The following is a 13,007-nucleotide window of genomic DNA, read 5'->3' on the forward strand; positions in this document are numbered from 1 at the left end:
TTTTTTTATTGAAGAGCGCGCCATCAGCTATGCTGGTATTGCGTATGCAGCGCTTCGTGGTGTTCGCGCGCTTCGGCAAGGCGGGCCTGCGCTTCTGCATGGCGTTCGCGCGCTTCGGCAAGGCGCGCCTGCGTTTCGGCAACCTGCTGCTTTGCTTCTGCGATAGTTGCTAGCGCCTCCGCGTACGCCTCGACTTCGCGAAGGTCATAAAGCACGCCGCTACCGACTTTGATCACGTGCGGTCCAATCCCCAGGCGCATCCGGGCGGACAGCGTTGGATACGGCATGCCGAGGATATCAGATGCGGTTTTGCGATCCACGTAGGGGCGCGAAGGGTCGAGTTTGCTTAGGTTGGCCGCAATATCGTTGGAATTCATGTGAAAATCTCCTCTTTTCTAAATGAGCACATTGTAGCAAATATGAATCTACCGCGCAATCGAAAAATTCACAATTGCGTAAAATTGTTTCGCGGCCGGTCTCGCTGATGAGCGTGATCTTAGAAGCGGAGCCGGGGCTGCATCATGGAAACCCGCGAAGTTTTGCAGGGTATTCCGACGCGCCGAGCCCTTCAATAATTGAAGACGTAACGCAACCGGAAGTTTCGTCTTTTGAATCGCACGCGCGCACGCGAAAGAAGCGATCACGTGACATGCCTGATGGCCCGGAGCAGTGTCACTCTAGCCGAACCCTATGCCCCATTATCGCTTTGTAATTACTGCCAAAATTCGCTTGCCCAATCGCACGCATTTCGCTAGAACAATGTCGGCGCCATTTCACGCGCCACCACAAAGGCATTTCATATGACGAATTTTCAGCGAGCGATTTATGGCGAAATTCATTCCGGGACTCACCACAACCTCTAACCTCCTGTTGAAGTGCGAGGCCGCGAACTATCTGCGGATCTCACCGTCAACCTTCCGGCGACTTGAGAAGGCCGGCGAGCTACCAGAACCTGTGAAGGTTGGGCCACGAACGCTTTATCGTCGTGCAGACCTTGACGACTGGCTTGCCCCCGATTCGCGCACTGGCGAAGATAGCGATTCCGCCGCGATCCTTGCGGCGGTTCGCTGGAGCTAGAGCATGTCCAAAAAATACGTAACGTCCTCGCCCGACCGTCACGGGCGCATACGACACCGATTCCGACGAAACGGCGTCACAAGATACCTTCCCGGCGATCCGGGAAGTGATCAGTTTGAAGCGACCTATCAGGAATGCCTCAGGCTGGCCAAGGACGCTGAAACGAACCCCATCAAACGCAAGCTCACGCCACAGGAGGAGGCCGCTCCTGAGGGCTCTGTGGCTGCGCTAATTCGCGACTATCGGGCGACGAACAAATTTCTACGCCTGAAGCCTCCGACCAAGCGTCAATATGACGGTGCGTTTGGCGCCTTCATTGATTTGTTCGGGAAGGCGCGTGTTGCCGACATCGATGTGAAGTTCGTCCTCAACATGGTCAACGACCTCAATGGGACGCCGGGTGTGGCCAACGCCTATCTCCGGTGCATGAAGCTCCTGTTGAACCATGCGGTCCTGTGCGGCGATATCCCGACCAATCCCGCTAGTCGTGTCCAACCGATCAAGTTGGGCGAAATCGACACGTGGGCCGAAGCGGACCTAGCGAAGTTTGAGAAGCGATGGCCGAACGGAACGGTGGAGCGTCGCATTTACAACCTCGCGCTCTACACGGGCCAACGTGCATCGGACCTTCGCCGGATGATGGTGCACGATATCGAGGATGGCGTGATCTCGATTCGGCAGTCCAAGACGGGGGAGGTGGTAGTCCTACCCATTCATCCGGCGCTGCAAGCCGATCTCGACGAATTTCCGCCCAAGGGGGAATTCCTCATCCATCGTGCAGACGGGAAGGGCTACAGTGGCGGCGTCATATCGAAGTTGCTGAGGGAAGCGCTTCGTAAGGCCAAGCTACCTGAGAACCTGAAGCTACATGGTCTCAGAAAGGCGACGTGCCGACGACTCGCTGAGGCAGGTGCCTCTGAGCGTGAGATTATGTCGGTGAGTGGCCATCGGTCTCCGCAGATGGTCTCGCACTACGTGAAGGCTGCGAGCCAACGGAAGATGGCAGCGGCGGCAATGGCCAAATTGCTCGCTGTCTAACCGCTTTTGTCTAACCGCTGATTGGGTTGTGTCCAACCTTCTCCGGGCTGCTGCTAAGCCCTTGAGAAACTTGGTAGGCGCACACGGACTCGAACCGTGGACCCGCTGATTAAGAGTCAGCTGCTCTACCAACTGAGCTATGCGCCCCAACCAAGGCCGGTGACATAGGCCGGATTTCCGGCGAGGTCAACCGCCGACATGCCACTTCGGGCCCGTAAAACCGGAATGGGATGCAGCCATCCACCGGCCGAGCCTCCTGGCAGCCTTTTCGCCGCCTACAGCCCCGATATCGCCCGGGCGAAGTCCTCCGCCTGGAAGGGGGCCAGATCGTCGATCCCCTCGCCGATGCCGATGAAATGGATCGGGAGTTTGTGCTTCGCCGCGATGGCGACGAGGATGCCGCCGCGCGCCGTTCCGTCGAGCTTCGTCATGACGAGGCCGGTGACGCCCACCGTCTTGCCGAAGATGTCGACCTGGTTCATCGCGTTCTGGCCGGTGGTCGCGTCGAGCGTCAGGAGCACGGCGTGCGGCGCGTCCGGATTGCGGCGCTTGATGACGCGGACGATCTTCTCGAGCTCGGCCATCAGCTCGGCGCGGTTCTGCAGGCGGCCGGCGGTGTCGATGAGCAGGACGTCCGCGTCGGCGGCGGCGTCGAGCGCCTCGTAGACGAGGCCGGCGGCGTCGGCCTTCGGTGCGCCCGCGACCACCGTGCAGCCGGACCGCTCGCCCCAGATCTTCAGCTGCTCGACCGCGGCGGCGCGGAACGTGTCGCCCGCGGCGAGCACGACCTTCTTGCCCGCGGCCGCCTGCTGCGCCGCGATCTTGCCGATCGTGGTGGTCTTTCCGGTCCCGTTGACGCCGACCACCAGGACGATGAACGGCGCCTCGCCGGTGATCTCCAGCGGGCGGGCGAGGGGGGCGAGCACCTTCTCCACCTCGTCGGCCAGCACCTCCTGCAGCTCGTCGGCGTCGATGCCGCGGGCGTAGCGCTGCTGCGACAGGCGGTCGGTGATCGCCATCGCGGTGTCGACGCCGAGGTCGGCCTCGATGAGGATGTCCTCGAGATCCTGGAGCGACGAGGCATCCAGCTTCTTCTTGGTGAAGAGGCCGGAGACCTGGTCGCCGAGGCGGTTGGACGACCGCCCGAGACCCTTGCGCAGGCGCGAGAACCAGCCGTCCTTCGCGGCTGTCGCCCCGGCCGTCGGTGCCGGTTCCGTCGCCGTGTCGACCGCGGTTCCGGCCGGGTCCGCGCCGGTGCCGCGAACGTCCGCCTCCCGCACCCCGGTATCGCCCGAGACCGTGCCCGGGGCGGCGGACGCGGCTGGCGCCGTGGCGGACGCGGGCGCGGTGGAATCGGGCGCGGCGGAATCGGGCGCAGGGATTTCGGGCTGGGCTTCGGCCGACTTGCGGCGGCCGAAACCCCAGAAGGAACGCCGTTCGCTCATGCCGCCTCGGCCAGGGCTCGGATGCTGAGGCTGCCGTCGACGACGCCGTCCACGCGGCCGGTGACGAACGTGCCGGGGAGGGCCGGCCCGTCGATGCGGGCGGGGAGGTAGGTCGGGGTGCGGCCGCGCCCGTCGTCCTCCACCAGGACCTCCACCTCGGTGCCGACGGCGCCGGCGAGGGTGCGCGCCATGGCCGCCTCCGCCGCCTCGCGCAGCCGCGCGGCGCGCGCCTTGACGACCTGACGGGAGAGCTGGGGCATCCGCGCGGCCGGCGTTCCGGCGCGCGGGGAGAACGGGAAGACGTGGACGTGGCTCAGCCCACAATCCTCGATGATGGCGAGGGTTCGCTCGAACATGGCCTCGGTTTCGGTCGGGAAGCCGGCGATGATGTCGGCGCCGAAGGTCGTCTCCGGCCGCCGGGCCCTGACGTCGGCGCAGAACTCCACCGCGTGGTGGCGCAGGTGCCGGCGCTTCATGCGCTTCAGGATCATGTCGTCGCCGGCCTGGAGCGACAGGTGCAGGTGCGGCATCAGCCGCGGCTCGGACGCGAAGACGTCGAGCAGCGCGGGGTCGGCCTCGATGCTGTCGATCGACGACAGGCGGAGGCGCGCGAGGTCCGGAACGTGCGTCAGGATGCGTCCGACGAGGTCGCCGAGGCTCGGCGCGCCGGGAAGGTCGGGGCCGTAGCTCGTCAGGTCGACGCCGGTCAGCACCACCTCGGCGTGACCCGAATCGACGAGGCGCTTCACCTGATCGACCACGCGCCCCATCGGCACGGAGCGGGACGGGCCGCGTCCATATGGGATGATGCAGAAGGTGCAGCGATGGTCGCACCCGTTCTGCACCTCGACGAAGGCGCGGGTGCGGGCGGAGAAGGCGTCGACCATGTGCTCGGCCGTCTCCGACAGCGACATGACGTCGCTGACGACGACGCGCTCGTTCAACGACAGACCTTGCCAGAACGAGGGCGAGACCTTCTCGCCGTTGCCGGCGACGTGGTCGACCTCCGGCATGTCGGCGAAGGTGCCCGGCTCGGTCTGCGCGGCGCAGCCGGTGGCGACGATGGTGGCGTTCGGACGCTCGCGGCGGATCCGCCGGATGGTCTGGCGCGCCTGACGGACAGCCTCGGCGGTGACGGCACAGGTGTTCACCACGACGAGGTCGTCGTGTCCGGCCGCGTGCGCGAGCGCGCGCACGTTCTCGCTCTCAAGTGCGTTGAGGCGGCAGCCGAAGGTCACGACGTCAATAGGGGCAGGGTTTGTCTTCACGGTGAAGATATGCGCCGGAGGACCGGCCCTTGCAACCGGATGTGAGCGCAACTCGGCTTTGTGGCAGTACAAAATGACTTGCGCGTCGCCCGATGTGACAGCACCATCACCTCATGAGCACTGCGGCGATTGCTATACGAACGGCGAAACCGACCGACGCGCACGGCCTGGCGGACGTGCACGACGACGCATGGCGGTTCGCGTATCGCGGCATTCTCCCCGGCGTCGAGCTGGAGCGAATGATCGCCCGCCGTGGCCCGACCTGGTGGCACAAGGCCATCACCCGCCGCGTGCCGATCGTGGTGCTGGAAAATGGCGGCCAAGTGCGCGGCTACGTCACCTATGGCGGCAGCCGCGTGCGCACCTTGCCCTACCGGGCGGAGATCTACGAGCTCTACATTCACCCGGAATATTCCGGGCTCGGCTTCGGCCGGCGCCTCTTCCGCACGGTGCAGCAGCGGCTGCTCCGTCGCGGGCACGACGCGCTCGTCGTCTGGTGCCTCGCCGACAACGACCCCGCCTGCCGCTTCTACGAGGCGATGGGCGGCCGGCCGGTCGCCGGCGCGGACGAGATGTTCCAGGACGTGCGGGTCGCCAAGGTGGCCTACGGCTTCGATCAAGGGGTTCCGGATCCTGACAGCACCGAATGAAACACCGGCCTTCGGCGACCTGCCCTTCGCCGTCGACCCGCCGGAGGATGTCAACGTCGTCGTCACCGCGTCGACCGGATCCCTGCCGCTCAGCCTCGTCACCGACACGTCCGGCCGTCTGACCGTCGACCAGCTCTACCACACGACCATGCGCTGCCCCGGCAACGTCGGCCTGATCCCGCAGACGATCGGGGAGGACGGCTCTCCGGTCCACGCGGTGGTGGTCGGGGAGCATGCGCTGGCGCCGGGCCTCATCGTCGGCGCCCGGCCGATCGGCGTCCTCTATGTCAGCGGCGCCGACGCGGACGAGATGACGCTGCTGTGCGTCCCGGCCGCCCGCCTGACCACGCGCTACAACTCGGTGGTGAACTACAAGGACCTGCCGCGCGGCGACCTGCGGGCGATCGCCAACTTCTTCCTGCACTACCGCGACGTCGAGGAGACCTCGCGTCCCCGCACCTCCGGCTGGGGCGACGTTTCGGAGGCCCACCGCGTGGTGACGGAGGCCGCGGCCCGCTGGACGAAGGCGGCGAAGGCGCCGGGCTGACGGACGGCGCCCCGGCTGACGCTCTCCGTCAGGCCGCAGACGACCACATGCCGGACCGGTCATCTCGCCGGAGCGTCCCGCATCACATGCCGCTCGATCTCCGACCGCCGGTCCGACGTCCGGGGCAACGAGGTCCCGACTGCGGCGCTCACGCAATCCGGGGCGGGAGCCTGATCGCCGGAGCCGCCGTCGCGCCCCCCGAAGGGCGGCGTGCGGGATCCGCTGCAAGGGGCCGCAGGCCGGCGAAGCCGCTCGCCCATGCAGCGGATCCCGCACGCTGCCAGGGGGAAAGCGCGATGGTGGCTCCGGCGGTCAGGCGGGCTGATCGCTGGTGAGCCCCGAGCCCGCCGGAGGCTCCGCGCGTTCCGTTCCTGGATCTTCGCTGCGGTCCCGCATGACGCGGACCTCTCGGGTGCGGACCGGTATGCCGCCGGGCCCGGCTCAGTCGTCGGCGTCGTCGATCGCGTACATGTCGTCGTCGCTGAGGCCGAAGTGGTGGCCGATTTCGTGGACGAGGACGTGGCGGATGACCTCTTCCACCGAATTCTCGCTGCCGCGCTGGTAGGCGAGGATCGGCAGCCGGTAGAGCCACACGCGGTTCGGCATCATGCCGGTGTACTCCGCCCCGCCGCCGTTGCTGAGGCCGACGCCCTGGAAGAGGCCGAGGAGGTCGAGCGGGTGGTCGATGCCCATCGACGCCAGGACGTCGGGCGAGGCCTCGTCGGCGACGCGGATCTCCACGTCCTGCGTCAGGGCGCGCACGTCCTCGGGGAGGAGTTCGTACTGCGCCCTGGCGAGGGAGGCGAAGGTCTCCGCGTCCATTAGCGTGTCCCGGCGCCCGTCCCGGCGGCGGGCGCCGCTGCGGTGCGGCGGCTCGGACCGATGAGGGCGGCGAGGAGCAGGAGGAAGGCGGCGGTGCCGGCGCTGAGGACGTTCCAGCCGGCGAAGCTGAGGCCGAGGAAGCGGCCCTGCACCTCGGTGCAGCTCACGACGTGCTCGGTGTCGAGCGCACCGAGAAGGCCGTTCGGGTTGTCGAAGATGTTGTCTCCGCCGCCGCCCGAGCAGGTGCTGGGGCCGGGCCAGAAGCCCCACTCGGCGCCGGCATGGTAGACGCCGAGGCCCGCGCTCCACGCGACGGCGACGGCCGCGGCGAGGACCAGAAGGCGTGCCAGGCGGGGCGCCGGGCCCTGCAGCAGGAGCGCCGCCAGGGTCAGCGGGATGGCGATGTAGTAGCCGGTGCGCTGCTCGAGGCAGAGCGGGCAGGGCTGGAAGCCGCCGACGAGCTGGAAGAGCCACACCGCCGCGATGGCGAGGAGCATGACGACGAAGGCGCCGAAGGCCATCGCGGAGGAGGTGAGGGTTTTCATAGGAACTTGACCGCCACGAAACCGAGCACCGCGACGACGCCGACGGCGGCGAGCACCAGCGCGAGGCGGTCCTCGATGAAGCGGCGGATCGGCGGGCCGAACACATACAGGAGCCCCGCCACCAGGAAGAAGCGGATGCCGCGGGCGAAGATGCTCGCCACGATGAAGACGGGCAAGGACAACCCTGTCGCACCCGAGGCGATGGTGATCACCTTGTAGGGGAAGGGCGTGATTCCGGCGAGGAACACGATCCAGGCCCCGTACTGGTTGAAGCGTGCCGTGAAGTCCGCGAACTTCTCGCTGTAGCCGTAGAACTCGAGGAGGGGCTGGGCGAGGGCGTCGAACAGGACCGCGCCGATGAAGTACCCGGCGAGGCCGCCGATGACCGACGCCACGGTGCACAGCGCCGCGTACCAGATCCATTTGGTCCGCTCCGACAGGACCATCGGGATGAGGAGGAGGTCCGGCGGGATGGGAAAGAAGGAGCTTTCCGCGAACGACACCCCCGCGAGGGCCGGGGTGGCATGCCGGCTTGCCGCCAGAGCCATGGTCTTGTCGTAGAGCTTCTGGAGCAAGGTCGCCTCAGCTGTAGTCGATATCAGGCCCGACCGGGACAATCCCCGTCGGGTTTATCGCCCTATGGCTCGTATAATAGTGCCGCTTGATGTGGACCAGATCCGTGGTGTCGCCGAACCCGTGGAGTGCGTAGAGAGCCTTCAGGTACCGCCAAAGGTTCGGATAGTCCACGATCCGCCGGATGTTGCACTTGAAGTGCCCGTGATAGACCGGATCGAACCGCACCAGGGTGGTGTAGAGGCGGATATCGGCCTCCGTCAGCTGGTCGCCGACGAGGTAGTCCTTGCCCTCGAGGCGCGCCTCCAGCCAGTCGAGGCTCTCGAACAGCCGCGCGACCTCCGCGTCATAGACACTTTGCCGCGTCGCGAAGCCGGCCTTGTAGACGCCGTTGTTCACCGTGTCGTAGACGCGCGCGTTGACCCGGTCGATCTCGCCCCGCAGCGCCTCGGGGTAGGTGGTCCCGGTCTCGGCGCCCGCCTGATCGAAGGCGCTGTCGAACATGCGGATCACTTCGGACGACTCGTTGTTGACGATCGTCCCGCGCTCCTTGTCCCACAACACCGGCACGGTGACGCGGCCGGTGTAGTTGCGGTCGGCAGCCAGGTAGACCTCGCGCAGATAGCGCGCGTGGTTGATCATGTCGGGGATGACGCCCGGGCCTTCCTCGAAGGTCCAGCCGTTCTCGGCCATGTGCCAGTGGACGACCGAGAGGCCGACGATTTCCTCGAGCCCCTTGCGGCGCCGCATGATGAGGGCGCGGTGCGCCCAGGGGCAGGCGAGGGAGACGTAGAGGTGGTAGCGTCCCGCCTCGGCCCTGAAGCCGCCCTCGCCGGTGGGGCCCGGCGCGCCGTCGGCGGTCACCCAGTTGCGGAAGGACGACGCCTTGCGCCTGAACTCGCCGTTCGCGCCGGCGAACTCGGCGCCATCATGCCATGCGCCGTCTAGCAAATATCCCATCAAACGTCCCTCTATCCGAGCCTCACCAGATGGAGCGGTTCGGCCACGCCGGCTACCTCTGTCGGTGCAAGCGGGATGCCCTCGCGTGCATGGAAGCCTTGCTTACAGGCAAGCGCATACGTGTCCGCGGTGGTGAGAGCCTGGGTGCCTGCGACCTTGTTGTGCTTCTCCAGTTTCGCCGCGAGGTTGACCGCGCTGCCGATGACGGTGAACTCGAGGCGCCGCTCGGTCCCCACCGTCGCCGCGACGACGGGGCCTGCGACGACCGCGCCGTGGATCGGCAGGACCGGGCAGTCCTCGTCCTCGAGCGAGCGGCACCAGGCGGGGCCGACCTCCATCACGGCGCAGAGCGCGGCGAGAGCGTCGGCGGCGGCGGTCGGCGAGGGGCTCACCGCGCCGAAGGTCGCCATCGCCCCGTCGCCGAGGAACTTGTCGATCACCCCGCCGTGCTCCTCGATGATGGGGATCACGAGGCTGTGGTAGCGCGTCAGCACCTCCACCGTCTTCGCCGTGCCGCGAAGGCTCGCGAAGGGGGTGAAGCCGCGCAGGTCCAGCATCAGGATCGCCGCGTCGCGCGCCTCCGCCTCGCCGGCCATCGCCGCGGTCCGGCGGGCGGTGATCGCGTCGGCGACGCCGGCGCCGAAGTAGCGGCGCATGTCGCGCGAGGCGACGCCCTCCCGCACGGCGGTCAGCAGCGTGAGGCGCGCGCGGTAGAGCGTGGCGCCGAGGATCGCCGTCACCGCGATGATACTGATCAGCTTGTCCGCCTCGGCGCCGATGAGGATGCCGTTGCCGCTCATGTAGGCGACGAAGGACCGGGTGATGGAGGTGGGGCCCATCTCGTCGATGGCGAGGACGACGAGGGCGACCCAGCCGAAGAAGGCGAGGAGGCCCTGCGTCAGCACGAAGCGCGGGTCGAAACGCAGCGCGCGCACGGCGATGAAGATGAAGATGTGCGTGAACGTCGGCACGCGCAGAGAGAAGGACGGGGGCTGGCCGTAGCTGGTGTGGAAGGCCCACAGCAGCGAGTAGAGCAGGATGACGTCCGCCAGCATCGACAGCATCAGGAACCAGCCCGGCAGCCACCCGCGGTAGGAGAGGGCGAGGCGCAGGAGCGTGAAGATGAAGTAGATGCCGAGCGCCCAGGGCACCGGCTCGCTGATCATCGAGGCGTCGACCGGGCGCGGCGCGAGGCTGTAGAGCGCGGCGAAGGTGACGGTCAGCGTGAGCTGGACCCAGGAGATGGCGCGTTCGGAGCGCTCCTCCTCCTGCTCCATGAGCTTGGCGATCCGCGGCGGCAGGCGGCGCATTTCGCTCGGGCGCAGCCCGAGGTGGGTGAAAAGGCTCGATCCGAGCGCGGTCATGAGGCCGCCTCCGCTGGCATTCCGGCCGTACCTTCCTCGTTCCATGAAGCGAACGGTCAAGTCACGTTCGCGGCACGAAGGGGGAGGATGCCACTCTGCCGCGCACCGGGGGAAGCCAGCGAAACCTCCCCGTCCGCAGCGCGCACGACCGGCGCGCGACCGTGCGGCCCCCCGCTGCGGGCGACCGCGACCGGCCGGGCGGCGGCGTCAGACGAGGGCCGGGTTGCGCCAGCCCTGGACGCCGTCGACCGTGACCTCGCGGCTCGGAACGTCGAGGATCGCGGGGCGCTCGACCTCCAGCGTCCACCCCGCCGCGGCGAAAGTGCGCATCACCTCGCCCTCGATGTCGCGGCCGTGGGTGCCGACGACGACATAGGCGGCGGTGCGCGTGAGCGCCTCGATCCCGGCCGCGACGAGATCGCGCTCGCCGCCCTGGATGTCGATGTGGACGAGGTCGAAGCGCCCGTGCTCGGCGGCGAGCGCGTCGAAGGCGATCATCGGCAGCTCGGTGTAGCGGCCGGTCCCGATGGCGGCGGCGTAGGCGGCTTCGTCGGTGGAGAAGACCGGGGCGAGGCCCCAGGTGTCCTCGCCGGCCTGCTGCTGCGGGAAGGCCGCCGTGCCGGACGCGGCGTGGGCGATGCCGTGGTGCAGCGTGAAGTCGTCGGCGGTGAAGCCGTTGGCGGCGAGCGCCTCCTCGGCGAGGCCGAAGTTGAAGCGGTCTCCCTCCACGCCGACGAGGCGCGCGGTCTTGCCGGCGCGGCGGGCGACGACGCCGCTGATGTTCATCCAGCAGCCCCAGCCGCAGCCGAGCTCCAGCATGGTGAAGGTTTCGCCGGAGAGCTCCACCGCGCGCAGGACGGCGGCGAACTCCGCGGTATCGGCGTGCCAGTTGCTCGGGATGGGGCTCGCCTCCACCTCGGGCACGTGCTGGACGATGGCACGCGGGATCACCTTCTCCGGCACCTTCACGCCGAAGGAGTTGACCCGCATGCCGGGGGCGGCGGCGCGGGCGCCGTCGACGTGCCGCAACACCAGCGCCTCGCCGTCGAACGCCCTGTTGTAGAAGACGAACGGCGAGGGAGCCGGGGCGGGGGCCGCCCCGACCCGGGCCTGGAACTCGCCCGATTCGGACAGGATGCGCACGAGGTCCGCCACCGCCGGGACGGCACGGAAGTGCTCCACGACGTCCTCGCTCTCGGGCGGGCGTCCGAGCATGGCTTGGAACACGCTGCGGACGTCGTCTCGTTCCAGGGTCATGGGTCGCGATCCGGTCAGCGAACGAGGACGTTCTTGAACTGCCAGGGGTCGGAGGTGTCGAGGTCGTCCGGGAAGAGGTGCGGGCGGCCGTCGAGCGGGGTCCAGTCCGTGTAGTAGCCCTTCACCGGGCCGAGGTAGGGGAGCTGGACCTCCAGGCAGCGCACGTGGTCCATCTCGTCGGCCTCGACGATGCCGGCCTCGGGGTTCTCGAGCGCCCAGACCATGCCGGCGAGGACCGCCGAGGTCACCTGCAGGCCGGTGGCGTTCTGGTACGGCGCGATGCGGCGCGTCTCCTCGACGGAGAGCTGCGAGCCGAACCAGTAGGCGTTCCGGGCGTGGCCGTAGAGGAGGACGCCGAGCTCGTCGATGCCGTCCTCGATCTCGTCCTCGTCGAGGACGTGGAAGACCGACTGCGGCTGACCCGCCTGACCGAACATCTCGTGCAGCGACAGGACCGCGTCGTTGGCCGGGTGGTAGGCGTAGTGGCAGGTCGGGCGGTACTCGGGGTCGAGACCCTCGCCGACGGTGTAGTAGTCGGCGATCGAGACGCTCTCGTTGTGCGTCACGAGGAAGCCGTACTGGGCGCCGGGCGTCGGGCACCAGGTGCGCACGCGCGTGTTGGCGCCGGGCTGGAGCATGAAGCGCGCGGCAAGGCAGCCCGAGCCTTCCGGCTGGACGCGCATGTTCTCGGGCATCCACTTCTCGTGGCTGCCCCAGCCGAGCTCGGCCGGCTGCAGCCCCTCGGAGACGAAGCCCTCGACGGACCAGGTATTCCAGAAGGCGTCCATCGGCTTCGGGTGCTTGGTGCGCTGGGTGTCGCGCTCGGCGATGTGGACGCCCTTCACGCCGAGGCCCTGCATGAGCTTCGCCCATTCCTCGCGGCTCGTCGGCATCGCGGCGGGGTGGCCGAGCTCCTCGGCGAGGTTCATCAGCGCCTGCTTCACGAACCAGGACACCATGCCGGGGTTGGCGCCGCAGCAGGAGACGGCCGTGGTGCCGCCGGGATTGGCCCGCTTCTCGGCGCGCACGGTCTCGCGCAGGTGGTAGTTGGTGCGCGTCTCGGGCTTGGCGTTCTCGTCGAAGTAGAAGCCGGGCCACGGTTCGACGACGGTGTCGACATAAAGGACGCCGAGCTCACGGGTGAGCTTCAGGATGTCCAGCGACGAGGTGTCGACCGAGAGGTTGACGCAGAAGCCCTGGCCCTCGCCCTTGGTCAGGAGCGGGGTCAGCACCTCGCGGTAGTTGCCGGCGGTGATGGCGAGCTGGATGAACTCGATACCGCGCTCGTCGAGCAGCCGCTTGTCGGCGTCGGACGGGTCGATGACGACCATCCGGCTCTTGTCGTACTCGAAGTGCCGTTCGATGAGCGGCAGTGTGCCTCGCCCGATGGAGCCAAACCCGATCATGACGATCGGACCGGTGATGGTGCCGTGGATCGGCCAGTCGCTCATGAGTGTCTCC

14 protein-coding genes and 1 tRNA gene are annotated in these 13,007 nt (G+C 67.7%); 4 read left to right on the forward strand and 11 right to left on the reverse strand.

What is annotated here, in order from left to right; all coding sequences use genetic code 11:
* Positions 1–23 precede the first annotated feature (23 nt).
* A complete protein-coding gene (locus DLJ53_RS35630; protein WP_202913395.1) occupies positions 24–377 on the reverse strand; it encodes a TroA family protein in 354 nt (117 codons plus the stop codon).
* A 448-nt stretch (positions 378–825) separates the two neighbouring features.
* Here DLJ53_RS35630 and DLJ53_RS36720 point away from each other — a divergent pair, with 448 nt between their 5' ends.
* Together DLJ53_RS36720 and DLJ53_RS27685 are read left to right on the forward strand one after the other, a co-directional pair.
* Positions 826–1,077, forward strand: coding sequence for a helix-turn-helix transcriptional regulator (locus tag DLJ53_RS36720; protein WP_111351429.1), 252 nt, complete (start codon positions 826–828; stop codon positions 1,075–1,077).
* 3 nt (positions 1,078–1,080) lie between these two features.
* On the forward strand, positions 1,081–2,115 hold the full coding sequence (locus DLJ53_RS27685; protein WP_111351431.1) for a tyrosine-type recombinase/integrase: 1,035 nt from the start codon (positions 1,081–1,083) through the stop codon (positions 2,113–2,115).
* Between the two features lie 71 nt (positions 2,116–2,186).
* Here the strand turns inward: DLJ53_RS27685 and DLJ53_RS27690 are convergent.
* The 3 genes from DLJ53_RS27690 to mtaB all read right to left on the reverse strand — a co-directional run bounded on the left by DLJ53_RS27690 (position 2,187) and on the right by mtaB (position 4,828).
* Positions 2,187–2,262 (reverse strand) — tRNA-Lys (locus tag DLJ53_RS27690).
* Between the two features lie 128 nt (positions 2,263–2,390).
* The gene (gene ftsY, locus DLJ53_RS27695) at positions 2,391–3,560 is read right to left on the reverse strand and encodes a signal recognition particle-docking protein FtsY (RefSeq protein WP_111351433.1); all 1,170 of its coding nucleotides are present in this window, start codon (positions 3,558–3,560) and stop codon (positions 2,391–2,393) included.
* Positions 3,557–4,828 (reverse strand): tRNA (N(6)-L-threonylcarbamoyladenosine(37)-C(2))-methylthiotransferase MtaB, encoded by a 1,272-nt coding sequence (gene mtaB / locus DLJ53_RS27700; RefSeq protein ID WP_202913396.1) that lies wholly within the window; start codon positions 4,826–4,828, stop codon positions 3,557–3,559. The genes ftsY and mtaB overlap by 4 nt, the downstream gene beginning before the upstream one ends.
* A 113-nt stretch (positions 4,829–4,941) precedes the next feature.
* Here mtaB and DLJ53_RS27705 point away from each other — a divergent pair, with 113 nt between their 5' ends.
* Positions 4,942–5,478 carry a GNAT family N-acetyltransferase gene (locus tag DLJ53_RS27705; RefSeq protein WP_111351435.1) on the forward strand — a complete coding sequence of 179 codons (537 nt, stop codon included), beginning with the start codon at positions 4,942–4,944 and terminating at the stop codon, positions 5,476–5,478.
* 82 nt (positions 5,479–5,560) lie between these two features.
* Positions 5,561–6,025, forward strand: a complete 465-nt coding sequence (locus DLJ53_RS35635; protein ID WP_280525529.1) for an inorganic diphosphatase — start codon at positions 5,561–5,563, stop codon at positions 6,023–6,025.
* A 441-nt stretch (positions 6,026–6,466) separates the two neighbouring features.
* Here the strand turns inward: DLJ53_RS35635 and DLJ53_RS27715 are convergent, their stop codons facing one another.
* The 7 genes from DLJ53_RS27715 to DLJ53_RS27745 form a co-directional block, all read right to left on the reverse strand.
* On the reverse strand, positions 6,467–6,847 hold the full coding sequence (locus DLJ53_RS27715; protein ID WP_111351438.1) for a metallopeptidase family protein: 381 nt from the start codon (positions 6,845–6,847) through the stop codon (positions 6,467–6,469).
* The gene (locus DLJ53_RS27720; protein WP_162409616.1) at positions 6,847–7,392 is read right to left on the reverse strand and encodes a disulfide bond formation protein B; all 546 of its coding nucleotides are present in this window, start codon (positions 7,390–7,392) and stop codon (positions 6,847–6,849) included. The genes DLJ53_RS27715 and DLJ53_RS27720 overlap by 1 nt, the downstream gene beginning before the upstream one ends.
* The gene (locus tag DLJ53_RS27725) at positions 7,389–7,967 is read right to left on the reverse strand and encodes a YqaA family protein (protein WP_111351441.1); all 579 of its coding nucleotides are present in this window, start codon (positions 7,965–7,967) and stop codon (positions 7,389–7,391) included. The genes DLJ53_RS27720 and DLJ53_RS27725 overlap by 4 nt, the downstream gene beginning before the upstream one ends.
* Before the next feature lie 7 nt (positions 7,968–7,974).
* On the reverse strand, positions 7,975–8,925 hold the full coding sequence (locus tag DLJ53_RS27730) for a glutathione S-transferase family protein (RefSeq protein WP_111351442.1): 951 nt from the start codon (positions 8,923–8,925) through the stop codon (positions 7,975–7,977).
* An 11-nt stretch (positions 8,926–8,936) separates the two neighbouring features.
* Positions 8,937–10,289, reverse strand: a complete 1,353-nt coding sequence (locus DLJ53_RS27735) for an adenylate/guanylate cyclase domain-containing protein (RefSeq protein ID WP_162409618.1) — start codon at positions 10,287–10,289, stop codon at positions 8,937–8,939.
* Between the two features lie 207 nt (positions 10,290–10,496).
* Positions 10,497–11,546: a class I SAM-dependent methyltransferase gene (locus tag DLJ53_RS27740; protein WP_146620117.1), complete on the reverse strand. Its 1,050-nt coding sequence runs from the start codon at positions 11,544–11,546 to the stop codon at positions 10,497–10,499.
* 14 nt (positions 11,547–11,560) lie between these two features.
* Entirely contained in the window at positions 11,561–12,997 is a 1,437-nt protein-coding gene (locus DLJ53_RS27745) for a homospermidine synthase (protein WP_111351447.1), read from the reverse strand.
* Between the last annotated feature and the right edge of the window lie 10 nt (positions 12,998–13,007).

The sequence above is a fragment of the Acuticoccus sediminis genome (assembly GCF_003258595.1).
In the GTDB taxonomy this organism is placed as follows: Bacteria; Pseudomonadota; Alphaproteobacteria; order Rhizobiales; family Amorphaceae; genus Acuticoccus; species Acuticoccus sediminis.